The 26,773-nt window shown below is 42.9% G+C and carries 26 protein-coding genes and 1 tRNA gene; 13 read left to right on the top strand and 14 right to left on the bottom strand.

The features are described from left to right. The first annotated feature begins 190 nt into the window (after positions 1-190). The 6 genes from AC3E9V_RS07415 (at position 191) to AC3E9V_RS07390 (ending at position 9,568) form a co-directional block, all read left to right on the top strand. Positions 191-2,233, top strand: coding sequence for a beta strand repeat-containing protein (locus AC3E9V_RS07415; protein WP_488752556.1), 2,043 nt, complete (start codon positions 191-193; stop codon positions 2,231-2,233). Beyond that, positions 2,223-4,259 carry a vWA domain-containing protein gene (locus AC3E9V_RS07410; RefSeq protein WP_488752555.1) on the top strand — a complete coding sequence of 679 codons (2,037 nt, stop codon included), beginning with the start codon at positions 2,223-2,225 and terminating at the stop codon, positions 4,257-4,259. The genes AC3E9V_RS07415 and AC3E9V_RS07410 overlap by 11 nt, the downstream gene beginning before the upstream one ends. Continuing rightward, positions 4,256-6,442, top strand: coding sequence for a T9SS type A sorting domain-containing protein (locus AC3E9V_RS07405; RefSeq protein ID WP_488752554.1), 2,187 nt, complete (start codon positions 4,256-4,258; stop codon positions 6,440-6,442). The genes AC3E9V_RS07410 and AC3E9V_RS07405 overlap by 4 nt, the downstream gene beginning before the upstream one ends. Before the next feature lie 5 nt (positions 6,443-6,447). Then, positions 6,448-7,179, top strand: coding sequence for a hypothetical protein (locus AC3E9V_RS07400; RefSeq protein ID WP_488752553.1), 732 nt, complete (start codon positions 6,448-6,450; stop codon positions 7,177-7,179). Between the two features lie 19 nt (positions 7,180-7,198). Further along, positions 7,199-8,359 carry a caspase family protein gene (locus AC3E9V_RS07395; protein ID WP_488752552.1) on the top strand — a complete coding sequence of 387 codons (1,161 nt, stop codon included), beginning with the start codon at positions 7,199-7,201 and terminating at the stop codon, positions 8,357-8,359. Between the two features lie 87 nt (positions 8,360-8,446). Further along, positions 8,447-9,568 carry a hypothetical protein gene (locus AC3E9V_RS07390; protein WP_488752551.1) on the top strand — a complete coding sequence of 374 codons (1,122 nt, stop codon included), beginning with the start codon at positions 8,447-8,449 and terminating at the stop codon, positions 9,566-9,568. Positions 9,569-9,618: 50 nt separating this feature from the next. Here AC3E9V_RS07390 and AC3E9V_RS07385 read toward each other — a convergent pair whose 3' ends face one another. The 4 genes from AC3E9V_RS07385 to AC3E9V_RS07370 all read right to left on the bottom strand — a co-directional run bounded on the left by AC3E9V_RS07385 (position 9,619) and on the right by AC3E9V_RS07370 (position 12,306). After that, a complete protein-coding gene (locus tag AC3E9V_RS07385) occupies positions 9,619-9,933 on the bottom strand; it encodes a hypothetical protein (RefSeq protein WP_488752550.1) in 315 nt (104 codons plus the stop codon). A 241-nt stretch (positions 9,934-10,174) separates the two neighbouring features. After that, positions 10,175-10,747, bottom strand: coding sequence for a nitroreductase family protein (locus AC3E9V_RS07380; protein ID WP_488752549.1), 573 nt, complete (start codon positions 10,745-10,747; stop codon positions 10,175-10,177). A gap of 198 nt (positions 10,748-10,945) precedes the next feature. Continuing rightward, a complete protein-coding gene (locus AC3E9V_RS07375) occupies positions 10,946-11,947 on the bottom strand; it encodes a LacI family DNA-binding transcriptional regulator (RefSeq protein WP_488752548.1) in 1,002 nt (333 codons plus the stop codon). Between the two features lie 285 nt (positions 11,948-12,232). Then, positions 12,233-12,306: transfer RNA gene (locus tag AC3E9V_RS07370), tRNA-Arg, on the bottom strand. A 120-nt stretch (positions 12,307-12,426) separates the two neighbouring features. Here AC3E9V_RS07370 and AC3E9V_RS07365 point away from each other — a divergent pair. Genes AC3E9V_RS07365 through AC3E9V_RS07345 form a run of 5 tightly spaced genes read left to right on the top strand, consistent with a single transcriptional unit; the run spans position 12,427 to position 15,383 of the window. Continuing rightward, positions 12,427-12,945, top strand: a complete 519-nt coding sequence (locus AC3E9V_RS07365; protein ID WP_488752547.1) for a hypothetical protein — start codon at positions 12,427-12,429, stop codon at positions 12,943-12,945. Between the two features lie 36 nt (positions 12,946-12,981). After that, positions 12,982-13,209, top strand: coding sequence for a hypothetical protein (locus AC3E9V_RS07360; RefSeq protein WP_488752546.1), 228 nt, complete (start codon positions 12,982-12,984; stop codon positions 13,207-13,209). Between the two features lie 11 nt (positions 13,210-13,220). Beyond that, positions 13,221-13,973: a sulfite exporter TauE/SafE family protein gene (locus AC3E9V_RS07355; protein WP_488752545.1), complete on the top strand. Its 753-nt coding sequence runs from the start codon at positions 13,221-13,223 to the stop codon at positions 13,971-13,973. Positions 13,974-14,015: 42 nt separating this feature from the next. Next, positions 14,016-14,858 carry an ATPase gene (locus AC3E9V_RS07350; protein WP_488752544.1) on the top strand — a complete coding sequence of 281 codons (843 nt, stop codon included), beginning with the start codon at positions 14,016-14,018 and terminating at the stop codon, positions 14,856-14,858. Continuing rightward, entirely contained in the window at positions 14,859-15,383 is a 525-nt protein-coding gene (locus AC3E9V_RS07345) for a dihydrofolate reductase family protein (RefSeq protein ID WP_488752543.1), read from the top strand. 176 nt (positions 15,384-15,559) lie between these two features. On the opposite strand, the gene AC3E9V_RS07340 is transcribed toward AC3E9V_RS07345, so the two are convergent. Next, entirely contained in the window at positions 15,560-15,817 is a 258-nt protein-coding gene (locus AC3E9V_RS07340; RefSeq protein ID WP_488752542.1) for a hypothetical protein, read from the bottom strand. 105 nt (positions 15,818-15,922) lie between these two features. Here AC3E9V_RS07340 and AC3E9V_RS07335 point away from each other — a divergent pair, with 105 nt between their 5' ends. Beyond that, positions 15,923-16,321, top strand: coding sequence for a helix-turn-helix domain-containing protein (locus tag AC3E9V_RS07335; RefSeq protein WP_488752541.1), 399 nt, complete (start codon positions 15,923-15,925; stop codon positions 16,319-16,321). On the opposite strand, the gene AC3E9V_RS07330 is transcribed toward AC3E9V_RS07335, so the two are convergent. Beyond that, positions 16,305-16,958, bottom strand: coding sequence for a TPM domain-containing protein (locus AC3E9V_RS07330; protein ID WP_488752540.1), 654 nt, complete (start codon positions 16,956-16,958; stop codon positions 16,305-16,307). The two genes, AC3E9V_RS07335 and AC3E9V_RS07330, sit on opposite strands and share 17 nt — an antisense overlap. Before the next feature lie 19 nt (positions 16,959-16,977). Then, complete coding sequence (locus AC3E9V_RS07325; RefSeq protein ID WP_488752539.1) at positions 16,978-17,868, bottom strand: TPM domain-containing protein; 891 nt, start codon at positions 17,866-17,868, stop codon at positions 16,978-16,980. Between the two features lie 255 nt (positions 17,869-18,123). Between AC3E9V_RS07325 and AC3E9V_RS07320 the strand changes: the two genes are divergently transcribed. Next, the gene (locus AC3E9V_RS07320; protein ID WP_488752538.1) at positions 18,124-18,714 is read left to right on the top strand and encodes a LemA family protein; all 591 of its coding nucleotides are present in this window, start codon (positions 18,124-18,126) and stop codon (positions 18,712-18,714) included. 709 nt (positions 18,715-19,423) lie between these two features. Here AC3E9V_RS07320 and AC3E9V_RS07315 read toward each other — a convergent pair. From AC3E9V_RS07315 to AC3E9V_RS07285, 7 genes are all read right to left on the bottom strand, one after another. Continuing rightward, on the bottom strand, positions 19,424-20,338 hold the full coding sequence (locus tag AC3E9V_RS07315; RefSeq protein WP_488748822.1) for an IS3 family transposase: 915 nt from the start codon (positions 20,336-20,338) through the stop codon (positions 19,424-19,426). Further along, positions 20,338-20,730, bottom strand: coding sequence for a hypothetical protein (locus AC3E9V_RS07310; protein WP_488748821.1), 393 nt, complete (start codon positions 20,728-20,730; stop codon positions 20,338-20,340). Before AC3E9V_RS07310 ends, AC3E9V_RS07315 begins: the two co-directional genes overlap by 1 nt. Positions 20,731-20,793: 63 nt before the next feature. Beyond that, entirely contained in the window at positions 20,794-22,308 is a 1,515-nt protein-coding gene (locus AC3E9V_RS07305; RefSeq protein ID WP_488752537.1) for an IS1634 family transposase, read from the bottom strand. A 719-nt stretch (positions 22,309-23,027) separates the two neighbouring features. Continuing rightward, positions 23,028-23,942, bottom strand: coding sequence for an IS3 family transposase (locus AC3E9V_RS07300; protein ID WP_488748822.1), 915 nt, complete (start codon positions 23,940-23,942; stop codon positions 23,028-23,030). Then, complete coding sequence (locus AC3E9V_RS07295; protein WP_488748821.1) at positions 23,942-24,334, bottom strand: hypothetical protein; 393 nt, start codon at positions 24,332-24,334, stop codon at positions 23,942-23,944. The genes AC3E9V_RS07300 and AC3E9V_RS07295 overlap by 1 nt, the downstream gene beginning before the upstream one ends. Positions 24,335-24,384: 50 nt before the next feature. Next, complete coding sequence (locus AC3E9V_RS07290) at positions 24,385-25,704, bottom strand: DUF58 domain-containing protein (protein WP_488752536.1); 1,320 nt, start codon at positions 25,702-25,704, stop codon at positions 24,385-24,387. 97 nt (positions 25,705-25,801) lie between these two features. Then, the gene (locus AC3E9V_RS07285; protein WP_488752535.1) at positions 25,802-26,773 is read right to left on the bottom strand and encodes an AAA family ATPase; all 972 of its coding nucleotides are present in this window, start codon (positions 26,771-26,773) and stop codon (positions 25,802-25,804) included.

The following is a 26,773-nucleotide window of genomic DNA, read 5'->3' as shown; positions in this document are numbered from 1 at the left end:
TCTCACAAAAAAATACCCCATTTCAGGGATCTAAAACATAGCAAATCCCCAAAACTGGGTATTTACAATTATTTAAAAATTTCATTAATTTACATTTATAATCTGGTGAATAACAGAGACTTAACTCTTCAAATCAAGTTGAAAACCCTGATTTTGATTCAGTTAAGGCTCTTTTAAACCACATCGACCTATGAAAAAACTCACTATCACCGCATGCCTTTTCATGCTGTTTTTAAATGCTTTCGGCCAGTTGCCAAAAACCTTAAGCTTTCAGGGATACTTAACGAACGACGCAGGAGAACCGATTACCAATGCGGCATTGGATGTCTCATTTGCTTTATTTACCACCTCGTCCGGAGGAACAGCTGCGTGGGGCCCTGAACCACAAACCATAGCTGTTGATAAGGGGATCTTTAGCACCACTTTAGGCGGTACCGAGCCACTTACAGTACTCTCCTATGACGTTCCATATTTCCTGGAGATTAACGTGGATGGTGAAACATTGCCTCGTATACCGGTCACAGCTGGAATGTACAGTCTGAGCACTTTGAATGCTTCCAATATCAGCTCCGGAACCGTAGCTCTATCCAGAGGTGGTACGGGCGCCAATGATGCATCCACAGCAAGAACAAATCTTGGATTAGGTTCCTTATCTACACAAAATGCCGGTAGTGTGAGCATTACGGGTGGTTCTGTTTCCGGTATTACTGATCTGGCCATTGCTGATGGAGGAACCGGAGCAGGAACAGCCTCTGATGCCCGTACAAATCTTGGGTTAGTTATAGGGACCAACGTGCAGGCTTATGATGCAGACCTGACCACTTACGCTGGTATTACACCAAGCACGGATGTTCAGAGTCTGCTAGGAGCTGCCAATAATGCAGCAATAAGAACAAGCCTTGGCCTTGGCTCTGCTTCCACACAGGATGCAAGTAGTATTTCAATTACCGGAGGAACCATTTCAGGGATTACAGATTTAGCCATAGCCGATGGAGGCACCGGAGCAGGTACCGCTGCTGATGCTCGTACTAACCTGGGGTTAGTGATTGGAACCGATGTGCAGGCTTATGATGTGGATCTTACCACATTTGCTGGAATATCACCTACCACCGATGTGCAAACCATGCTTGGATCTGCTAACAATGCAGGGATCCGCACCAACATTGGACTGGGTTCCATAGCCACACAGGATGCTAGCAGTGTTTCCATTTCAGGAGGTAGTATTACCGGCATCACTGACCTGGCGATTGCCGATGGTGGTACGGGAGCAGGAACAGCCGCAGATGCTCGTACTAACCTGGGGTTAGTGATTGGGACCCACGTGCAGGCTTATGATGTGGATCTTACCACATTTGCTGGAATATCACCTACCACCGATGTGCAAACCATGCTCGAATCTGCTAACAATGCCGGAATTCGTTCCAATATTGGACTAGGTTCTATAGCAACACAAGATGCCAGCAGTATAGCTGTTACAGGCGGGAGTATCTCGGGCATTACCGATCTGGCGATAGCTGATGGTGGTACCGGGGCGGGTACTGCAGGAGATGCGCGTACCAACCTGGGGTTAGCAATAGGGACTAATGTGCAGGCGTATGATGCTGCATTGGATGATATTTCAGGACTTGCAGTAACTGATGGAAACATTATAGTGGGTAATGGCTCCAACTGGGTGGCAGAGTCCGGGGCTACTGCCAGAACAAGCCTGGGGGCTCAGGCCGCCGATTCTGATCTGGATGACCTGGCAGATGGTACATTGAGTGGTTCGAAAGTGGGCACAGGCATCAGCGCCACCAATATCACTACTGGCACCCTTCCTGATGCTCAATTAGAAAGCACAGTTAATATCGATAGCCTCAGCACTACAAATGGTGCAACTATTGGAGATAGCTTACACGTGGCAGGAGGTATGTCTGTGGATGGCTATACCACCCTTGGGGATGATACAAATGCACCGGCAATCAAGATGAAAAAACTTACTGGTACCACCGCCAGTACTGAAGGAGGTGAGGCTGCTATTTCTCATGGTTTAACAGCCTCTAAAATACTTTCCATATCGGTAATAGTGGAAGCAACCTCCTCATTCCAAATTCATCCAGGTTATACAAATAATGCAGATTATCAATATAACTGGTATTTAACTGGAACACAGGTCAGAATCTGGAATACTTCTGGAAATTCTGCTAATATCTTATCAAAACCCATTAGAATACTTATAACCTATGAAGAATAACCGACTAACCTTACTTTTATTTGCTTTTCTTTCAAGTCATCTGATTGTTAAAGCGCAAGCCAATTTGGAAGTAATTACACCTACTGGCTGCGAAACAGGAAGCTGCTCAGTGGATTTTCCAAATAATCCTATAGAAGCAGGTCTTGACGATTTAACCACCGTAACAATAATGAATAATAATACAGGAGGTGGTGCGGATTTGTCAGGTTCATTTTCAATAGTTTCCTTTACTGGAAGTACTTCATGTCCTGAATGTGCCTATTTCTCTTTTCCTGGTGGAGTTACAACATTCAGTCTTGCAGCAGGAGCAACTCAAGATATTGACATTTTATTCTCCCCACCGTTTAATATTGAAACAGTAGGAGGAATTTCTGTTAAACTTAGAATAACTGCTAATAATGATGCACCCGCTTGCGTTCCACCAACCTGTGATCCGGCTGAGGGTTTGCCTGATTATCCAGATGCTGACCTGGGAACAAGTGAACTGGATGTAGACATAAACATCAATGCAGTAATTCAAAAGACTGTCATCAACTACAGCCTTGTCTTAGATCGTAGTGGCAGTATGAATATCGTTGAAGGTACTGATCTCATGGGGGACCCAATAAGGCGAATAGATCTCTTATCAAACGCTGTAGATTACTTCCTAAGCCTGGAGCAGCTCAGAAAACAAGATTTACCACAATTTGAAGGTGATAGCATTGGTATTGTAAAGTTTAATAATACCGTAGATGCAGCCTATTTACCTATTGCTCCAATTATTGACGATGGCGTCACCAACTTCATAGATGATGAAGCCAGGCCATTAATCAATGAGGCAGCAACCAATGATCCTAATCTTATCCAACCCATGTTTGGGACCGCAACCGGAAATGCTGTCATTGCTTCAATCAATGATCATTTCACCGATCCCGCACCTTCACCAAGAAAAAAGGTCATTATTCTAATGTCAGATGGATTTGAAAACACCGGACCGTTGGTCGGGGATCCTGCAGTGACAAATTTATTAGCCGCGAGACAGGATGTCAATATTTATTCCATTGGAATGGGGTCAGCAAACATGGTTTCATTAGAGCAATATTCTAATCTTTCCGGTCTTGCTACTCCCCAGGCTTATTATGTAGATCCATCCACTGACCTGCTTATGATGGATAATTTCTTTTTGAACATTTACAAGGATGCAGTAGGCCTGACAAGCATAAGCGACCCAACATACAATGTAACTTTTAATGATTCTACCGAGGTTCAGATTGCCGAAGTATGGATTACTTCTGCTGAAGGAAAAGTACTATTTACTATAACCCACCCCAGCAACCTTAGACAATTTGTTGACTTCCTGTTAATTAATCCTGCGGGAAATGTACTTTCAGAAGGATTAGTAAATGGGCTTAATACGGTAAAAATTGAAGGAGGAAATCATGTAGTCTATGAAACAACTATTACCGAAGATGCCCCTGAAACTGAATATGTTGGTAAATGGACATTGAAGGGGTCAAATTTATATGTTCAGGGGGATGAAGAATCTGAACGAACAGAAGGAACCCCTAATTTAAGTAATGTGCCAGTTAGTTTTAATGTAGCCGGTTTATCTAATCTCACTTTTGACTTTGTTGTCGAAGATAGTGAACCAGGTGAAGATTTAGTAGTCACCGCCGAGTTTGATGACAGTAGTTCAGGAGATGAGGAACCAGAAGTTGAAGAATTCGAGGTAGAAATTACCAAGCCTGACGGTGAAATAATCAGGACAAAACCAATAAGAGACAAGTTCGGCACATATGTCGCTACCTACCCTCACACACAAAAGGAAGGTATTTATTCTATCTACGCAAGAGCAGTAGTTAAAACAGCTAAAGGAGAAAGAGCAACACGAGATGCATTTCGTCAAGTGGTAATAAGTTCAAAGCAATCCTTTGTTTCCGAGGACCAACCCTGTCTTCCTTGCAAGTGGATAAAAATAGTTATTGTAATTGCATTAGTCCTATTGCTATTTATCTTAATACTTACACTTAGAAGAAGGTCTAGATGAGATTCTTGAAGTACATACTGGTACTATTCTATGTAGTAGGTGGATTCTCTTGGACAGGTCTTTTTGCCCAATCCTACACCCTCAAAACCTCCACCATCTCCAACGGATCTCAAAAGGTATCCGGAAGTTCATATACCCTTACCCCTTCAATAGGACAACCTTTAAGTGGAAAAGTATCTTCAGCAAATTACAAACTCACCGCCGGCTTCCTCCCCACCGCCATTCCGCGTCAGGCTGAGCTGACCTTACAGTCCTCGATGAGTATCACTCCATCAGAAGTGGCACCCGGAGGAACTACCAACTTAACATTTGAACTGACGAACAGTGGAGCAGTCGGTGTATTTACTTCCATTTCTGCTGAGGTATATCTTTCGGTCAATAATGTCTTTGAGCCGGAAGACATTCGACTGGACACTTTTGGGGTCGTGACTGACCTGGCTGCAGGAGCAACACTAAGCTACCCCCAGGGCTCCAATACCAAAAACATCACCATCCCGGATACTACTTCCGTAGGAAGCTACAATTTGTTTGTTGTATTGTATACTTCAGATCCTATTGATGAGATCAACAGCAACAATGCATTTTCAAAACCACTTACTGTAAGCAATGTAGTCTCAGGCGATACCCAAGCCCCGGTTGTCAGCAACCTGCCACAAACCAATGATGTGTTCAGTGCACAGGCCCTGGCTGTCACGGTTAATGATGCATCAGCTGTAACCGTCCAGTTGTTCTACCGCCCAATCGCTGGTGCTGATTTCACCGCAGCAACGATGGAAAATACCAGCGGCCAGAACTATTCGGTCACCCTGGAGGATGCCTGGGCGGATGAGCTGGGCATGGAAGGTTATATCAGTGCGGTAGATGAATTTGGGAATGATACGGAAACCAATCTATTTTTCCTCTACCGGGAAAACCCTACAGAAACATCCATCCCATTTGCAGGAAGTAACTTCAATGGGAAGGCAGCAACTTATCGTATGTTTTCAATCCCTTACGACCTAAATGATAATCTTTTTGCTAACATTTTTAACGAGTTGGGAGAATACAACCAGGACGTATGGCGGATCTTCCACTATACCAATGGAAACTATCAGGAGCTTAACAGTGGCCTGGCAAACTCCATTGTTTTAGGAAATGGCTACTGGTTCAACACCACCAACAAAGATTTTACCATTGAGGTCGGAGCGGGCACGGTGGATAACGTAACCCAGGATGATCCATTCACTAAAAACTTCCAGCAAGGCTGGAACCAGATCGGGAACCCCTACCCTTTCCCGATCAGCTGGGCTGATATCCAGGCTGCAAATCCGGACCAGGGATTGGGCTCGCTATTTATGTATGAAAATGGCAGCTATCAGAACTCAGGAACACTGGCTCCCTGGGAAGGTGCTTTCGTCTTTTGTGAAACGGCTGGTTCGGTAAGCTTTCCGCTGAGCTCAAAGTCCTCCTCAAGAAAAGCAGAAACAGTAAAAGCCGGATTTGAGTGGAAACTAGACCTGCATTTAACCCTGGGAAACCAAAAACATACCAGTTCCATTGGTATGCATCAACTGGCTGATCAGAGTAAAGATCGTTTAGATGAGATCGCCGTTCCAAGGTTCATTTCCTTCCTGGAAATGACTTCTCATCATCCGGAATACTTTGCTCCGAAATTCATCCATGATTACGTTCCTCTCATGGATCACCATGAATGGACCTTTGACCTGGCCTCTGATCAGAAATCAGGCAACGCTCTCTTAACATGGGACAGAAGAGCACTATCCGCTATGGAAGGAAAATGCTTCCTTCTCAATATGGAAACCCTGGAGGTGATTGACATGAATTTGGAGAGTAGCTATGATTTCGTCTGGAAAAACGACCTACAATTCCGGATCGTATATGCTAAAGATGGAATATTTACATCTGCTCTGAATAGGGTTGGAGACCCCTACCCCAATCCGTTCAGAAAGACCATTTCATTACCTGTGATAATACAGGATAAGCATCAGGTCCTTGATGTTTCCATTTTTAATGTCTCCGGCGCAAAGATCCTCCAACAAAGCATTTCCTATCCTGAGGGAGGACTGCAAAAATTTATCTGGGACGGAAAGGACCCTAATGGTACTGAGGTACGAGAAGGTGTCTATTTCATAAAGCTAGAGCTCGCTGGCACAGAGAAGATGATCAGAGTGATTAAAAACTAATGGTTATGCGAAAGAATATTTTATACATATTATTCCTGCTTACCAGCACCTGGACCTATGGTCAGCAGTTTGAGATTACCACCATAGAGCAAACTTCAGAAAACCTCATTGTGCATTATGACCTGGTAGATACAACGGCGGATCGCTTCTATTCGGTTTACCTGTATTTGCTGACAGACAGTACAATAGCTCCCGTGAAGGAAGTAAAGGGCGATGTAGGGCTCGAGGTACGGCCCGGAGTAAACAACAAAATCACCTGGGCCGCTAAAAAGGAACTGGGGCCTGACTTTCGCGGAAGCATTCAGCTGGAGGTTCGTGGTAAAGTATACGTGCCCTTTATAGAATTTGAAGGCTTTCCTGAAGAAAAAGATTTGAAAAGGGGAAAAACTTATGAGTTTGCCTGGGATGGAAAATCCAGTTCAAACATTCTCGAATTCAAGTTGTACCGGGGAGAAGAAATGAAAGCTATCCTTCCCGAAGTTGCTAATACGGGAGACGCAAAAATTCATATTCCAGGTTCTATAAAACCAGGCAAGTACCGGTTTTTCATCACTGATTCCAGAAACAGGGATCAGGAGGTACACTCTCCTTATTTCTATGTGAAACCACGGATACCCTGGCCGCTAAAAGTGGTCCCGCTCATCCTCCTGGGAGGCGGAGCCACTTACCTGATACTTGAAGGAACTACCGAGGATCCTCCGGGCGTTGATACGCCACCGGATATTCCTCAAAACTGACACTAAAAGCAACACCACTATGAAAAATTTATTGCTCATTTTAATCGCGCTTGTGCCTTTTTTGGCGGATGCCCAGAGCTTTGTCGATAAGACAAATGCTATTGAGATTGATTATAGTAAAGAAGTTTCTCACACCACCTTGCCCCAGATCACCTGGACCACCCCGCGGATCGAATCTTCTTTCAGCACAGACAAATCGATCCTACTAAAGGCCAGGGTAAAATCAAGTGTAGAGCTGGAAGAGATCAGGCTCAGGATCACTGTAGGGGGAAGCTCCATTGAAAAGGAAATCGAGATCGGGCCCCTTCAAAACAGTTTCAACTTTGAACAAAAGCTCAACCTACTGGAGGGTTCTAATACCGTGGAGCTGATCGCCACTAATAAAAAAGGGGGGAAAGTAAGCTCTAAACGAAGTATTCTACACGGGACTGACGACATTACCGCTACAGTAGACGCCAATCGAAAAGATTACGCCCTGATCATTGCTACGGACGAATATGACCACTGGGGAGATCTGAATAACCCGACCAATGATGCAAATACCATAGCTGCTTTATTAGAAGATAAATACGGTTTTGAAATTGACATGCTGGTAAATCCGACTGTGGAGGAGCTCAATGACAAAGTTTATGACTATAACTCCCGTCGATTTAACCCTCAGGATCAGCTACTAATCTTTGTAGCAGGACATGGATATTTTGACGAAACACTCGAGGAAGGATATGTAGTAGCCAGCAATTCGCTTAAAAATGACAAAGGAAAGACTACTTACCTTTCACACAATCTCTTGCGCGTGCGAATAGAGAACATCAAATGTGAGCATATCTTCCTGGTGATGGACGTTTGCTTTGGGGGCACCATCGATCCGAAACTGGCCAGAAGAAGAGGTGAAGCTCTGGAAAAAGAAGATGCTCAATACCTGGTAAAAAAACTGACCAAGCGCACCCGTAAGTTTCTGACTAGTGGAAGTAAAGAATACGTGCCTGACGGAAGACCGGGAAGCCACTCCCCTTTTGCCGAGAAATTCATTTTAGCATTGAAAGAAGTAGGTGGCGGAGAAGGAAGAATTCTGACTACCGCCGAGCTTATCCCCTACTTTATGCGTTTACCTACGGAACCCAGATTCGGTAGCTTCGGCACTGATGAACCTAACAGCGACTTTGTATTTGTGGCAAAATAGAATTTAAGTAGTAAGACTCAAGACCAAAGATTTACAAACTTCAGGTTTCGGACAGGGTGAGGGGTATAACTTACATGTCACTCAATTATGATATATGAAAATAATTTCTATTCAAAACAGCTGAAAATAATCACAATTGTGATCGGGCTTTTGAGTTGCTGCTACCCACTGTTTTCTCAAAACCCCAGTGACATCTGGTCATCAGATAACCTGCTGAAAAGATTGGAAAAGGAAAACCTGACCGGCATATTCCTGTTTAACCCTCAAACCAACCTGAATGATTTCTTTTCTTTTTGTAAAAAATCAAACGTCAACATCATTTTCTCCAATGAGTCCCTCTACACAAATCAGTCCTTCTTGAAAAGAGCAAAATCAGAAGGTGTGGCGATAAGCCTGAATTTTCCTGTATACTTCAACGAAGAGTACCTTAAACAGCACCCCGATCACTATGCTATCACAAGCAATGGAGAAAAAGCTATAGAAGGATGGCTCCACTTTGCCTGCCCATCTGCTCCCGGGTTCACGGCCTATCAGGATGAACAATTAATGAAGCTGATCGAATTAACAAACCCTGCAATGGTCAGCCTCGATTTTATCCGCTTTTTTGTCTTCTGGGAAACGGTGTATCCGGAAACGAACCATTCCCAAATCATAGATGGATGCTACTGTAGTCGATGCATTGACAGCTTTCAGGATTTCAGTGGAATAAATGTGCAATCAAAAACAGCCACCTGGATAAAAGCAAATGCCTTGTCTGAATGGACCAAATGGAAATGCCACATTATCGAGGAACGGGTCAGAGTCCTTTCCGATATTATTAAATCATACAATATACCAGTGGCTTTGAAGCTGGTTCCATGGAGGGAGACAGATTTTAATGGCGCTATTCGGTCTGTCGCCGGGCAGGATGTTAACCGGTTAAAGAATTATGTGGACATATTTATTCCCATGACGTATTCACACATGATAAAGCGGAAACCTGAATGGATCATTGAAATGGCTTCCCATGTACACGAAACTACTAATAAACCAATCCTTAATTGCATAGAAGTAAGGGAGACTTATGTAGAAGAACCCATCCCTGATCAGGAGTTTTCAGCTATGCTGGATTATGGAGTGATGCAACCCTCAGACGGTATTATCCTATTTCACTACGACTACTTTAATCCTCCCCGAAAGGACCTACTTTTTGAGTGGTTAAGCAAATAGAGTCGTCTACGTATCCACAGCACTCCGGCTTCAATTCAGGCTACCCTAAATTATTCACTTCCGATCAACGTATGAAGGGTATTTTGATCCTGATCAACATGCTTTGCGTATAATATTTGATCCGTATACCCTATCCACATTTCCGTGGAATCATCCAAGATATATACGTAAATGTGGATTCCACTCCCTATATCTTTCATCGGATCACCAAAGGTTTTAACAATGGTCTGATAATCCATATCTGCAGTTAGTGAGCTCTCAAAGTCATTGTATGTGAGCTGTGGATCTTCCTCATTTTCTTTTGCACACGACATTAAAATGCCGGCAAACAAAAGCACTAGAAATACTGATTTAGAGATCTTCATCTTCAGGTGTGTTTAATACATTTCATATACCAGTTTCAAAACGATGGCGACTATTAAAAATTGTAAATGCAGAAATCTGCTGAAAACACTTCTTCTCTTCATGCTCAATGACACCTTCATTGTTGAACTCTATAAATCCTCAGAATTTAGAAAATGCTTCCTAACCTACAAAAAACCCAAATACGACGCAATAAAAAAATCCAAAAGACCCAAATACCTAAGAACCTAAAAACCCCATTCCCTACTCGATCCACTTTACCTTCTCCTCTATAGGCTTCCTTGGTGGATATTTTTCAGGGACATTGGCATACCCCATATAAAAAAGCCCGATACATTTCTCCCCCTCTGCCAGGGGCTCAAATTCTGAAAAATACTGTAACAGGTCCGGTGTGCTCCAGTAGGCACCGATCCCATAGGCACTGCAGGTCAGCCACATGTTTTGTACAGCCATAGCCACAGAAGCCACCTCCTCCCACTCTGGTATACGCTCTTTCGGGTCTCGCTGCATACAGATAGCGATTACCGCTCCCGATCGCTGAGGGTTCATTTTCAGCTTTTCATATTTCGCCACAGAAAATGAGTCCAGGTTATGGAGTGAACGGTACTTCTCCGCCATAAAAGTCCCAAACTTCTTAAGCCCAGGTCCCTTCATAACCTTAAAACGCCAGGGCTCAGTCAGCTTATGTGTGGGCGCCCAGTTGGCATTTTCCAATATATTCCTGATTAGCTGATCCGGTATCTCTTTATTCAGATATTGGGGGGGATATACAGCCCTGCGGGTCCGGATCAGCTTATGAACTTCTTCAATTGTCATGCGTGCAAAACTAAAAGCGAATGAAGTTTGAATGAGGATTTTCCGAAATGATTTTGAAAAATTGTTATAAAGAATTAGTAGGGGAAAACCTGTATAGCCGGTTGAGTATTTATTGTTAAAGTAATTCATCACCACTTCGTAGCTTTTGCCGATTTTGTCCGAAAGGTTGATCCGAGGTTGATTGAGGAAAACGAATGATCATCTCCGAACGGTAGACTCTCTGATAACAAGTGAGGTCTCAATCTCCTGGTCATCGGCCACTTCCTCCTCGTCATTGAGTAGGCTAAAAAGCGTCTCTGCTGCTACTTTCCCCATTTTATTCGTACTGTGATCTACGCTGGTCAGCGTGGGAGAGACAAAATCACAGATATGGCGGTTATCAAAACCACATACGGCTATCTCATCGGGTATTTTTATCCCTTTCCTGTTTAGAGAAGCAATCACCTCCACAGCGATCAGGTCATAATAACAAACGATCGCGTCAAACCTGTTCAGGTCTTTTATGGTATTCAGAGCTTCAGCAGTTTTGCTAACATTTTCTGGATAGATCGTCTCACACAAAGGTAAGTTATGGCTTTGCAACGCATCATTATATCCATTAAGGCGTTCCTTATCATTTTCAAGGTTTTGGGAAAGCCCTACATATAAAAACGACTTTTTACCCAGGCTCAGTAAATGCTTACCTGCTTCATGAGCTGCTTTCCGATCATCAAATGGTATGGAAGGGTAATCTCCCTGTTTTAGTACCCGATCAAACAGTACCACTTTTTTATCTCCTTCTTTCAGGTAATTCAGGAAACTAAGCTCCGTGGTCTCGCGAGACAGAGATATGAGTATACCTTCTACATTACAGGCAACTAAAGATTTGATCAGCTTCTTTTCTTTTTCATGAGACTCATTTGACTGGCAGATAAGCAGGTTATATCCCCGCTGCTCAGTTACTGATTCGATACCGGCCAGTATGGATGAGAAAAACTCATCGCTTATATAAGGAACAATCATTCCGATAAGCCGGGTCTTATTTGTCCGTAGTCCAAGGGCCGCAGTATTTACCTGATAGTTAAGCTTTTTGGCAGCTTCCTTTACCCGTTCCACCAGCTCTTTATTTTGCTGATTTTTCCCATTGAGTATCCTGGATACCGTAGAAGTGGATACTCCCAGTTCCTTTGCAATATCTCGTAAGGTGGCGGCCCTTTCCATGATCACGTTCGTTTAAAAATCCAAGCCCAAAAACATCCTATCCATAAAGTAAGTACCGGTTGTTTCATTTGTAAGATAAAAGCTATTAGCAAAATTGCAAATTTTGTGGAAATAGATACCAGCAAATAAGAAAATGGGAGCAAAAATCTCTGACATTCAAAATGTTGGGATTTAAACCGGCATAAAAAAGCCTCCCCCGAGAAACGAAGAAGGCTTTTTTGTACACCCAGAAGGAGTCGATCGCAGCGGCGAACCGCCCCTCAACCTCTGGAGCTTCAGCATACGTGCGCTCGGAAGGATTCGAACCCTCAACCCCCAGAGCCGAAATCTGGTATTCTATCCAGTTGAACTACGAGCGCATTTCCAAAATGGATTGCAAATATAGAACCCTGCTCTCATAAGGAAAAATAAAAATTTAAAACTGGCACAAAAAATGTAGCCTTAAAGCAGACTTTTACGTATGACTTTTCATGCCAAAAATGATTACACTACTTTTTTGTCTCTGGGGGTTGAAATGCCCGGCGTCTGCTCCTGACCTGAATCAGATCCGAACGGAGTTTCACCAGGCAGCGCTGGAAGAAAAAAACGTACCTGTTTTCTATCAAAAAATTTCAGGTTGTGAGGAAACTTCCCCGGTAATTTTGGCCTATAAAGCCGCATCCGAGGCTTTACTTGCACAGCAAGTCTGGAACCCCATTGATAAATACCACCAGCTCAAAAGGTTTGAGTTAAAAATGAACCAGGCTGTAACTAAGGACCCTTCCAATCTTGAAATTCGGTTTATCCGGTTTAGCGTTCAGTATTATATTCCTAGGTTTCTCGGTTTTAGTGATCAGCTGAAAGAAGATCAGGAATTTATCTCAAAAAACATTGACAGAATTCATGAACTAAAGCTGGACCCTTCTTTTAGTCACTACATCATTTATTTTTTAAGAGAAACGGGCTTATATGATCCGGAAAAAGTAACCATGATAGAATCAAAATTGCCCAAGCGGTAAACATGGGTTATCTTCGCCTGAGAATTTAGCTTGATCATGAAAAAAATTACATCTTTCGCTTTTTCATTGTTAGCAACAATTACACTCTTTGCTCAGGAGGTTCAGGATACTACAAAAACCTCCGAAAGTCAAACGATTGAAATAAAGATAAATGGAGAGGCTGCTGATGGGGGTTTAATTACCAAGGCCATTCTTCTGTTCCTTTTTGCCCTGATCATTATTACTTTCGTTTTACGGACATTCAGAGGAAAGTCTGAAGCTTAACCGACCCATCGGTGGACGCTTTTCCCACCATATGGATCCTCTTGTTCATTTGCGGTGCAGCAGCCTTTACGCTGTCTACTCTCACTGCTGGTGGGGGTGCCTTGCTTTTAGTGCCGCTGTTAAACTTTCTCGTTGGCCCAGCTACTGCTGCTCCCGTCCTCAATACAGGCAACCTCATAGGCCGGCCTGTCAGGGTTTATCTCTACTGGAAACACATCAACTGGAAGGCGGCTGCCATTTACGTTCCATTTGCCATTTTGGGTAGCCTGTTAGCCGGCTACCTCTTTTCACAGATCAGAATACCCATTCTCCAGGTTATTGTTGGGTTGTTTTTGATCAGTACCTTTTTCCAATATCGATGGGGCAAAAAAGAGCATTCTTTTCCAATGAGCTACCCGCTACTGGCTCCCCTGGGCATTATCATAGCTTTTATCGGCACGTTAACCGGAGCATCAGGGCCAGTTCTCAATCCCTTTTATTTAAACCTGGGTATTACCAAAGAATCACTGATCGGCACAAAAGCATTCAACAGTCTGATCATGGGAATCTCCCAGGTAGGTTCATACACTTTTTTCGGACTGATGAGTACCACAGAGTGGACCCATGCCCTTGCTCTGGGGCTGGGAATTACCGTGGGAAGTGTGTATGGTAAAAGGCTTCTCCGGAAGATGACTGATAAGTCCTTTCGCCAGTGGGCGATTGCTTTCATGGTATTAAGCGGGATAATATTGATCGTTCAGGCTTCAGTTCATTTTTTTAACTAAAAATTTAACCTATATTCATTTTAAAACAACCTTTTCACCAGAGTGACAAAAAACCAGATATCTGTCCTGAAAAATACCGGAGAAGCCGATGTTTTTGATCAGGAAAAGCTGAGAACAAGTCTGCAGAGATCAGGCGCTAAACCTGAAATCATTGATGAGGTAATTGATGCTATTTACCCAATACTTTACCATGGCATCAGTACCAAAGAGATCTACATCAAGGCCCATAACATCCTCAAAAGACGTGAAGCCAGTAAAGCTTCCAGGTATAAGCTGAAGCAAGCTATTCTGGAACTCAGGCCTACTGGTTATCCATTCGAGATGTTTGTTGGAGAATTACTGAAAGCAGAGGGCTATTCAGTAAGGGTCGGCGAAGTACATCAGGGAAAATGCGTTTCCCATGAGGTAGATGTCCTGGCAGAAAATGAGTCAGAATTGCTGATGTTAGAATGCAAGTTTCACAACCGTCTTGGCTATAAAACCGATGTAAAAGTTCCCCTGTATATCGATTCCCGGTTTCGGGACCTGGAGTCTGTCTGGAAGAAAAGTCATCTCAGAAAAGATAAAAAGCATGTGGGTGGAGTCATTACCAACGCCAGACTGACTCAGGACGCCATCTCTTATGGGGAATGCTCCGGACTTAAAATGATCAGCTGGGATTATCCTCATTCCAAAGGACTAAAAGATCTGATCGACAAGCATAAGCTGTACCCGATCACAAGCCTCCATCATCTCACAAAACATGAGAAACAAACATTATTAGAAGAAGGCATTGTGGTTATCAGGTCTTTATGCCAAAATCTTAATTTATTGGATAAATTACAACTTAAGCCTCAGAAATTAAGTAAGGTTATTGGGGAAGCAAACTTAATTTGCGATCTGTAAATGCGAAAGATCATTTTATTCATTGCCTCCAGTATCGACGGCTATATAGCCAGAGAATCGGGAGAAATTGACTGGTTATATACTGATCAGGATTACGGCTTCACTGAGTTTATTAAGTCAGTGGATACGGTTCTGATGGGTGGAAAGACCTACAGGCAAATCCGTGGTTTTGGTATGGACTGGCCATATGCTGGCAAAAAATGCTTTGTTTACACACGAGATGTTTCGAAGAAAAAAGATGAATATGTCCACTTTGTACATCATGATATTCCTGACCACGTAAAAAAGCTCAAAGCTCAAAAAGGGAAGCACATCTGGTTGGCGGGCGGTGGCGAGATCAACTCGATCTTACTCAAAGAAAACCTTATTGATGAGCTACAGCTTTTCGTTCATCCCGTTTTTTTAGGATCGGGAATACCTGTTTTCAATGAGTCAATTGCTGAGACCTGGTTTAAAGTTCATGATATTGAGGAGTTTGAAACCGGACTGGTAAAAATGATATACCAACTAATGCCATTAAGATAAGGTCACTCCAGTCATGCCTGGCTGGCCGCGCCTGGCTGGCCGCGCCTACCCGGCCGGGAAGTCTTTGATCAAGTTTGGCATTTTCGTTTTATAGCTCATAGATTCCATTGCTGGAATGACTGATTCTTTGAAACTTCAACCTTATCTTAATGGCATTAACATACACATGATAAACTCTAAAACTGGGCAGATATACTTTTTACAGCTACCTCCAGTTTTTCATTTCTACGAATGGAAAAAGTCTCTTCCGGACTCACATCTACGTCCACATCAAACCTTTCGAGTATACGCATAAGAACCTCTACACTTATACTACGGTTAAGGTTAGTGAGCAATTCTAAAGCTATTGACTCAGCTATAAATCTTTTAACCCACTCATCAAGCTGAGAAAAGGTTGTATTAATCCCGGTTTGGGATCGATTGGAATACCCCATTATGAGTACATTTGACAGTATTTGAATCAATGGAAGGCAATTTATCCATATAAAATAACAATTGCAATAAATAGTAACATTAATTGTCATTTTTAACACCATTTAATGTCTGACTTTAAAAAAGAGGTGGGCAGAAGAATCTCTGAAATCCGAAAAAAAAATGGAGATTCTCAGGAAGGATGTGCTGAAAAACTTGGTATTAAGCGTGGGACGCTTGCCGCTTATGAGTCCGGCTCCAATGCTATGCCAGATAAGGTCAAAAGACAATTTATCAAGCTATACGGTGTAACTTATGAATACCTGATAGCCGGAAGTACTATAGCGGAAGAACCGAAAGCCGAATACAAAAAGAAAGACCTGGGCGAACTTTTGGACCGATTGGAAAGCATACCCCTTCACTTGGAAATAAAGCGCAGAGTCCATCATCTGATAGAAGAAAACTCAAGACAAAAAGATAAAATCATTGAGCTCCTGGAAAAGATACAGTCTAATCCTCAATCCTGAGGTTGTCATCCAGCTCGTTGGTATCCGTTGATTTTCTCACAAAACCGTTTTTCAAAAGCAATTCCTTGCATTGGTCAATAGCCTTTACCAGGCCATCTCCTATTTCTCTTCTTTTTATTCCGTCCACTATCGTATCCACTACATGCTGCCAGTCCGCCTGCTCCACTTTTTTATTGATCCCCTCATCACCCATGACAAGTACCATATGCTCCAGACGGCTTACAAAGATCAGAATACCCACCCTCTCCGCTGTGTTAAAAACACTTTCTTCCAAAAAAGCTTCCCGGGCTCGTTGTTGTGCGCGTAGTACCTGACGCTCTTTAGAAATGATCCAGCGTTTGGTTTGCGGAAACAGAACAGGGATTAAAAACCCAACCAGCATCGCTCCAAAAATGATTATTGATATTTCAAGGGGAGTAAATCGAAAAGGCAGCATCCACGTATAGGAAAGTAACCCGATCAGGATCGCCACGAAAGCTGTAAACAAGGTGCTGGTATACCATGAAGCTTCTGCATAGTCGTCACTGCTCCTTACAAAAAAAGGTACAATCTCGCCGCAGGATACAGTCTCCAAATCCTTCACCGCCTGCTCTACCTGCTGCTTCTCCGCTTCTGTAAATATATATTTCTTAGCCATTTTATTCTTTATTTTTAAATTACCAGCCACCGGATGCGCCGCCTCCACCAAAACCGCCTCCGCCACCGGAAAAGCCGCCAAAACCACCTCCGCCTGAGAAGCCTCCGCCTCCCCCACCAAAGCCACCATAACCACCATAATATCCTCCACCTCTACCGCCACGACCTCCTCCAAAGAAGAAAACTGTACTAATGATAGCCATAAAGATCCCGGCACCTATGTTTATAAATACCCAACCAATCAAAAAGACAATAAATGCCGTAATCAAGGTGCCTTTGGATTTTCCAACCTTCTTTTTTAAAAATACATTCAAAAAAACAAGACCAAAAAGGCCTAACACACCTATCCCTACAATCATAAAGAGTATTCCATGATCAGGTGTAAAAGTATTTTTGGCTGATGAAGGCTTGCTGATAGCCGGAGGTAGCTCCTCTCCTTTTATTGCACTCAATATCACATCCAATCCGTCAGAAATACCTTTATAAAAATGTCCCGATCGAAATTCAGGAGTTACTACAGTGCTGATGATCCGTTTGGATAAAGCATCCGTGATGGCTCCCTCCAATCCATAACCCACCTCGATCCGCATTTTCCGGTCGCCCATAGCCACCAAAAACAGGATACCATCATCTACATCTTTTCGGCCCAGCTGCCACTCATCTACTACCCTGATGCTGTATTGCTCTATGGTTTCATCGCCGGTAGTTGGGATGATCAAAACAGCAACCTGGCTGCCACCCTCCTTTTCAAACTGGGCCAACCTGGACTCAAGTGTGCTGACCTCATGCGAGGAAAGGGTGTTTGTAAGATCTGTAACGCGCTTTTCTAGCTCCGGAATGGCAACTTCCTGCCCTGACAAAAAGAGCGTTACTAAAAGAAAAGAAATGGAAAGTAGTATCTGTTTTTTCACTATGTCGTTAGTTACTTTTATCGTTGTAACTTTAGGGCACCTCTAAAAACTCAGAATGCGCCGGAAAGTGAACTATTTTTGAATTAGATAAGGCGTATTTCATGAGCCTAATGAAATTATTAAGTGATTGAAATACAACGACATATAATTCAAAAAGAGTCATTAGTAAAAATCTTTGATTTTTATGCTTACGGCCATAAATGGGTTTTTAGAGGTGCCCTTTAGTTTCAGAACCAAAAATTAAACCTAATACCGATGAATAAAAAATGGATCACCATAGGAATTGTAATTGTTGTACTTTTTTTAATCTACAACTTCTTTTCCGGGAAATATAATACCATGGTCACCATGGAAGAAAACGTAAATACTCAGTGGTCAAATGTGGAAACACAATACCAAAGACGACATGATCTCATTCCTAACCTGGTAAATACAGTGAAGGGTTTTGCCGAGCAGGAAAGAGAAGTACTGGTAGGAGTTACAGAGGCCAGAGCTAAAGCTTCCAGTATGAACATTGACCCCGCTAACCTCACGCAGGAAAATCTGCAGCAATTTAACCAGGCACAAGGTCAGTTAAACTCGGCGTTATCGAGGCTCTTAGTCACAGTAGAGCGATACCCTGATTTGAAATCCAATCAGAACTTCCTGGAACTGCAGGCTCAGCTGGAAGGAACGGAAAACCGGATCACGGTAGCCAGGCAACGTTTCAACAGCGCGGCTCAGGAGTACAATACGTATATCCGCAAATTCCCAAACAACTTTGTGTCAGGCTGGTATGGCTTTGAGCGGAAACCACTCTTTGAGTCGGATGAAGCAGCTGAAACAGCTCCCGAGGTTCAGTTTTAGATAGTATCCCGACACTCGTTGGTCCCGAAGGGGATCCTTCGGAGCAACGCGTGCTTGTGAATGACAACTGATCACCAACCACTTTTAACCGGGTCGGAAATGATCTTTATCTGGTTCAAAGTGATTTTTGGGTACTGGTCATGTTTTTAAAATCCTGATTTTGGGGCTGCATCTTTGATTTTAGTGATGACAGGTCAACCGGAAACATCACTAGCTTACACGATGGAGTCAGCTGCTTGCCGATCAACCCCGGCAGATCATTTTGCTGAAGCATATGACAGGTTGCAGCTTGTATCAGATTACTTTCCACCCTCATCAGATTACTCTACGATCCCATAAGATTAGTACAAACTCTTATCAGATTACTTTTTATTCGCATCAGATCACTCTTCACCCACATCAGATTACTTTTTCCTGTTTTGTGCTGAGGCGTCCTAAAATAACTTGACAGGTTTTACATTAATTCTGATTGTAGTTTACAATAATAATTGATAATCCTAATTGTACTTTACCAGTATTGCTTTAATCCTGGGAGAAGTAGACAGGCTAGGATCTAGTCCTGCTTTGGGTTGTCATGTAATTTGTTATTCCTTCATTTGCTTTACAGTTTAAATGGTCATACTAATTCAGCTTTACTTGCTACCTAGTAATCCTGTTAATACTTTACGGGTTGTCAGATAATCCTAACAGGAGTTGACCCTTAAGGAGCTTAATCCTGACTGCTCTTTTCACCTTTTCTTACAGTCCTGTTTAAGCTTACCGATTCCTCAATAGCCTTAGCTGTATGTACCTGCTGTGGTGTCATTCCGTTCAGGCTATCATGAGGACGCAAACAGTTATAAGATGCTACTGCTTTTTGTACCGCCTCTTCTGCTTGATGAGGTGTATCAAAGGACTTCCCTAAGTTATAATCTCCTTTTAAGATACCGTTTACCCGTTCAGCAATCGCATTCTCATGAGGGCTCCCTCGGTGGGTCATGCTTATGCTTGCCCTATGGGTTTTCAGCATGTTTACATACCCCTGGCTGCAGTACTGCACGCCCTGATCACTGTGGTGGATCAGACTCTTCTCCACGTATAGCCTGTTCGAAAAAGCCATTAATAATGCTCTCATGGGGCCATCTGCAGAAAGGTTGTCCAGCAAGCAGTACCCCATGATTTTCCGTGAATAAGCATCTGTAATCAGGCTTAGATACATGAAACGCCCACCTACTGTCAGGTAGGTAATATCCACCACCCAAACTTGCTCTGCTCGCTTTATTTCCAGTCCTTTTACCAGGTTTGGATAGCGTCTAAAGCCATGTGTACTGTCAGTGGTCTGAGGCCTCCTGCGCTTTCTCTGCCGCACTTTCAAGCCATTACGCTCCATCACATCGAAGAGATAGTCCCGACCAATACGCAACTCGTTTTTCGCCAGCTGTTCATTAATAAGCGGCAGTAGTTTACGTGCTCCAAGCTTCTGGATACCGATATGATTACGGATGTCCTTTACCAGCTTAACCACAATGGTCTCTAGTAATGCATGGGATGTTTTGGACTGATGCCAGTGGTACCACCCTTGGCGGGTTTTGCCAAACAGTCGACAAAGGGACGCAAGCCCATTGTCTGGATATATTAATCGCATTATTTGGACTGCTTGGCCCCAGGCTTTTTTCGGATCTGGATGTTAAACTGGTCCTCAGCTACATCCACTAACGTCTCCAGAGCTGATACTTTCAGCATAGCCAGCTCTAAAGCCTTCTTCAGCTCTGCATTCTCCTTCTCCAAGGCCGAGGCGTCTTTATTTTGGTTAGAGCTTTTCATGTTGTTTAAAATACGAAAATATCCCAGATGCTCCAAGGCTTCCTGCTTAAAGGTGTGGACAGTATGGTTTTCCAGCCCATGTTTCCTGGCGATAAAGCTTGTGGACTCCCTGTCCATAACCAATTCTTCCAAAACCACTTGCTTGAACCCAGCACGATACAAGCGCTTACTCTTGTACTTTTTCTTGATTTCTAATGCTTCTGTTGTTTTCATAACTTGACTTGTTTGGTGTCAAGCTATTTCAGGACGGGACCGCAATGGGACACCCAGGATTTTTTAGCTAAAAATTTGATAGAGTGCCTGCTGCTGTTCGGTCATTTTTAGCGGAATGGTTTGTTGTATTTTAGAATCCGGCAGGACTCCGGAAATTTGGTACATATTTCTTGTGAGTTCCACTGCTCTATAGGGTGAGATTTTGATTTTGTTGATTTCCAATTTTCTTTCAAGCTCTTTGAAAACAGCATAAGCTAAGAAGCAAATACAGATGTGAGCGTGGATCCTATCAGGTAACCTATGGTAAATCGGCCTTACTTTCAGGTCTGTCTTAGATATTCTAAAGGCTTTTTCAATATGCCAGAGATTGTTGTACGCCGCAATGGCATCTTTGGTTGATAACTTACTATTGGTTAAATACCCCTTCAAACCATCCCACTTTTCATCTTTTTGAAACTTACCATAGTCGATGCTTACTTTCACTTCTGATTCCAGCTTCAGGTACTTGTTATAACCTCTGTTGTTAATGCTATTCTTATCTAGTTTCCCGCTTTTGACCTTTTCTTCAAGTTTCTTAAGGCCTCGTTCTCTATTGAATTTATCTTTTTTTGCCCGCTTGGAAGAAAAGTCCACAATGAGTCGATGCCCTTCTTTGTCAATTTCTTTAGGCATTCCCTCATTTATATCAAGCGTTACAATTTTACTTTTTATATCCTGTGATTCATTTTTTATCCGTCCACCTAAAACAAATTCATAACCCGAAGTGATCAATGCTTTAATGTTCCTGTTGGTTAGTAGGCCAGCATCAGCTATTACCATAGGTTTTCCTATATTGAATTTAGCCTCAACCTGCTTCAGTATTGGGATAAGTGTATGACCCTCGTATTGGCTACCATCAAATATGTCGTAGCTTATCGGAAAGCCATTGGTTCCAACTAATACGCCAAGCTTGATCTGAGGGTGCTGATGCTTACCGTCCTTTGAATAGCCTATTCTTCTAATATCGTCCTCATCTGGTGTTTCAAAATATAGAGTGGTCATATCGTAGAATACAATACCTACTTGTCCTCCAAGAATTTTTTTGAAATAGGAAAATGTGATCTCCTCTACTACATCCTGGTACTCAGATTTGAGCTTGTCCATATAGCGGTAGATTGAATAAACGCTAACATCCATACCTTTATGCCTGGCCAAGAAATCAACCGTCTTTAATTTACTCCCAGGAAAGACCAGCCGGGAAATAACCAGTTCTCTCAATAGTCCATCATCAGGAATTTTGGAATATCCAATTTGGTCATAGATAGCACCCAGCACTTTATCAGGACCTATAAGTTGCACAGAATCATTGGGAGTATTAGAAAGGACGGAAACAAGATCCTTATCTCGGTGACTACTAAATAGGCTAGCTTGTTTCTGAAGCTTTTCGATCTCTAAATGGGCATGTCTCTCTAACAACTTTAACTCCTCAGGATCTTTTGAGCTACCGATAGTCTTGACCACTTTATTGATCCTATCTACCTTCCGAATAATCTGCACACTAAATGAACCGCTTTTGTTCCTTTTCTTTCGAACAAACATGGTTCAAAATTACCACGGGACACCCAAAAACAGAAAATATTAAAAATTAATCTCTGAAAATCAACTAGTTATGAAATCTAAAAATTAAAGTGCACAAAACAGGGGAAACATCACTAGCTTACACGATGGAGTCAGCTGCTTGCCGATCAACCCCGGCAGATCATTTTGCTGAAGCATATGACAGGTTGCAGCTTGTATCAGATTACTTTCCACCCTCATCAGATTACTCTACGATCCCATAAGATTAGTACAAACTCTTATCAGATTACTTTTTATTCGCATCAGATCACTCTTCACCCACATCAGATTACTTTTTACCCTCATAAGATTACTCTTCACCCGCATCAGATTACTCTGCGACCCTATCAGATTAGTCCAAACCCTTATCAGATTACTTTTTACTCGTATCAGGGGGATAGATGTAGGTGACCCAACTGAGGCGTCCTAAAATAACTTGACAGGTTTTACATTAATTCTGATTGTAGTTTACAATAATAATTGATAATCCTAATTGTACTTTACCAGTATTGCTTTAATCCTGGGAGAAGTAGACAGGCTAGGATCTAGTCCTGCTTTGGGTTGTCATGTAATTTGTTATTCCTTCATTTGCTTTACAGTTTAAATGGTCATACTAATTCAGCTTTACTTGCTACCTAGTAATCCTGTTAATACTTTACGGGTTGTCAGATAATCCTAACAGGAGTTGACCCTTAAGGAGCTTAATCCTGACTGCTCTTTTCACCTTTTCTTACAGTCCTGTTTAAGCTTACCGATTCCTCAATAGCCTTAGCTGTATGTACCTGCTGTGGTGTCATTCCGTTCAGGCTATCATGAGGACGCAAACAGTTATAAGATGCTACTGCTTTTTGTACCGCCTCTTCTGCTTGATGAGGTGTATCAAAGGACTTCCCTAAGTTATAATCTCCTTTTAAGATACCGTTTACCCGTTCAGCAATCGCATTCTCATGAGGGCTCCCTCGGTGGGTCATGCTTATGCTTGCCCTATGGGTTTTCAGCATGTTTACATACCCCTGGCTGCAGTACTGCACGCCCTGATCACTGTGGTGGATCAGACTCTTCTCCACGTATAGCCTGTTCGAAAAAGCCATTAATAATGCTCTCATGGGGCCATCTGCAGAAAGGTTGTCCAGCAAGCAGTACCCCATGATTTTCCGTGAATAAGCATCTGTAATCAGGCTTAGATACATGAAACGCCCACCTACTGTCAGGTAGGTAATATCCACCACCCAAACTTGCTCTGCTCGCTTTATTTCCAGTCCTTTTACCAGGTTTGGATAGCGTCTAAAGCCATGTGTACTGTCAGTGGTCTGAGGCCTCCTGCGCTTTCTCTGCCGCACTTTCAAGCCATTACGCTCCATCACATCGAAGAGATAGTCCCGACCAATACGCAACTCGTTTTTCGCCAGCTGTTCATTAATAAGCGGCAGTAGTTTACGTGCTCCAAGCTTCTGGATACCGATATGATTACGGATGTCCTTTACCAGCTTAACCACAATGGTCTCTAGTAATGCATGGGATGTTTTGGACTGATGCCAGTGGTACCACCCTTGGCGGGTTTTGCCAAACAGTCGACAAAGGGACGCAAGCCCATTGTCTGGATATATTAATCGCATTATTTGGACTGCTTGGCCCCAGGCTTTTTTCGGATCTGGATGTTAAACTGGTCCTCAGCTACATCCACTAACGTCTCCAGAGCTGATACTTTCAGCATAGCCAGCTCTAAAGCCTTCTTCAGCTCTGCATTCTCCTTCTCCAAGGCCGAGGCGTCTTTATTTTGGTTAGAGCTTTTCATGTTGTTTAAAATACGAAAATATCCCAGATGCTCCAAGGCTTCCTGCTTAAAGGTGTGGACAGTATGGTTTTCCAGCCCATGTTTCCTGGCGATAAAGCTTGTGGACTCCCTGTCCATAACCAATTCTTCCAAAACCACTTGCTTGAACCCAGCACGATACAAGCGCTTACTCTTGTACTTTTTCTTGATTTCTAATGCTTCTGTTGTTTTCATAACTTGACTTGTTTGGTGTCAAGCTATTTCAGGACGGGACCAACTTCTTCTTACAACATCCGCTTTGCCTTCACCTCAATATACTTATTGATCACATCTACATTCAGGTTTTGCGGGGTCGTATACAGGGAAAGAATTCCAGCTTTGTTTAGCTCATCCCGGATCAGGAGTTTTTCTTCCAGCATTTGGTGACCTATCGCCTGGTTGTAGATCTTTCGGGTGCTCGTCGCTTTTTCTTTGAGCAGCTTGTCCACTTCGGTATTTCTGAAGTATACCACCAGCACCAGGTGTTTCCTGTTCAGCAATTTGAGATAAGTCAGCTGCCTTCGGAGGCTATGAATGGATTCAAAATTGGTGAAAAGCAAAAGGAGGCTTCGCTGATGAATGCTTTTTGTAGAAAAGTTAAAAACAGCTGAAAAATCCGGCTCCCTAAATGAAGTCTCCTGGTGGTAAAGGGCTTCCATGATCTGATAGAGCTGGGTATTTTTATTATTAGCCTGCACAGAAGTATCCACCTTATTTTCAAAAGTGATCAGGCCGGCGCGGTCTCCTTTTTTTAGGGAAACATCAGAAATCACCAGTGAGGCATTGATGGCATAGTCCAGCAAAGTCATTCCTTCAAAAGGCATCTTCATTGCCCTGCTTTTATCAATGACGCAAAAGACGTTCTGAGACCGCTCATCTATGTAGTGGTTGGTCATCAGGTGACCTCTCCGCGCCGTAGCTGCCCAGTTGATATTTCGCGGATCATCGCCGGGCACATAATCTTTGATTGTATCAAACTCTTTACTATTCCCCACCCTTCTGATCTGCTTTTGTCCATGCATGGTCAGGTTTTGGGATATGGCCATAAGCTCGTACTGATGAATCCGAATAAAAGAAGGATACACCTTTATCTCCTTTGGCTCTCCCAGTTTAAATCTGCGCTGAAAAAGCCCGACAGAGGTTGTTACCAGAACAACCACTTTCCCGAAGGAGTACACACCCCTTGTTGCCGGTTGAAGGGAGTACTTCACATTCCTTGACTTATTCGAGCCCAGAGAAAAGTCAAACTTAAAATCCCTCAGCTGAAACTGAGCAGGTAACTCATCGATCAACCGGATATCTACACGAAACCGATAGGTGTTTTTAACACGGATCTTTACCTCGTTCAGGTCTCCGTTGGAAAATCGATCACTGCATTCGCGCTCAGCCAACATCCTCCCTCCTGTTATAAAAAGCAGAAAAACCTCGAAAAGCAACAGCCCAAACAGGACACCAAAACTGACTTTTGCAATGAGACACACTACCGGAAAATAGTACCCCACTACGAATGCCACAATAAGTATCGTCAGTGACCAGTAAAACCGATTTGTAAAAAAGAAACGCACCAGGTTAGTAATTAGTTATTGGTAATTTGGTGTTAATCATCAGATTATCAGTTAGTTATAACTTAAAATTAGTTTTGCTTTTTTATAAAACATTACACTAGTTTGGAACTTCTACCTGCTGAATGATCTGCTGACTTACCTCCTCAATAGTGATGCCCTGAAGCTCAGACTCAGGTGTAAGCTGAATGCGATGCTCTATCACCGGCCGCAATAAATACTGGATATCATCCGGAGTAATGAAGTCTCTACCCTTCATCGCAGCAAAAGCTTTGGAAGCATTCAGTAAATCAATTGACGCCCTGGGAGAAGCACCCAGATAAAGCGACGGGTGATTTCTCGTCTCTCCGATCAGCTGAGCAATGTATTTCAGCAAAGAATCTTTAGCCAGGATCTTTTGCAGATTTTGCCGCAGAGTGACGGCTTCTTTCTTACTGATCACCTCATCGATAAATTCCAGTTTTTTAAATCCGGAAGTCTCATTTTGGAGGCTCAGGATCTTTTGCTCCTCCTCCAGTTTTGGGTAACCGACGTTAATCTTAAAGAGAAAACGATCCAGTTGAGCTTCGGGAAGTCGATAGGTTCCTTCCTGCTCTATGGGATTCTGAGTAGCCATTACCATAAACAATTCATCCATAGGATAAACCGTACCGTCATTGGTCACCTGCCGCTCTTCCATCACTTCAAAGAGAGCAGATTGTGTTTTGGATGGCGCCCGGTTGATCTCGTCGATCAGGACAAGGTTAGAAAATATAGGACCTGACTTAAACTCAAAAGACGCATTCTTAGGGTTGAAAATGGATGTACCCAGAATATCCGAAGGCATCAGGTCAGGAGTGAACTGTATCCGCTTAAAATCAGCCTTTGTCATGGCCGCCAGCAGTCGGGCTGTCAGTGTTTTAGCCACCCCGGGCACACCTTCTATCAGTACATGACCTCCGGCAAAAAAGGAAGTCAGTAAGAGGTCCAGCATCTGATCCTGCCCCACCAAAGCCTTTCTGGCTTCCTGCTTCAGCCTGGTGATCTTCTCTGAAAAATCATTTAGATCTATACGATTTGCAAACTCTGCCAT

Source organism: Marinoscillum sp. HNIBRBA16962 (genome assembly GCF_057801515.1).
This window is presented reverse-complemented; position numbering and strand designations above follow the sequence as displayed.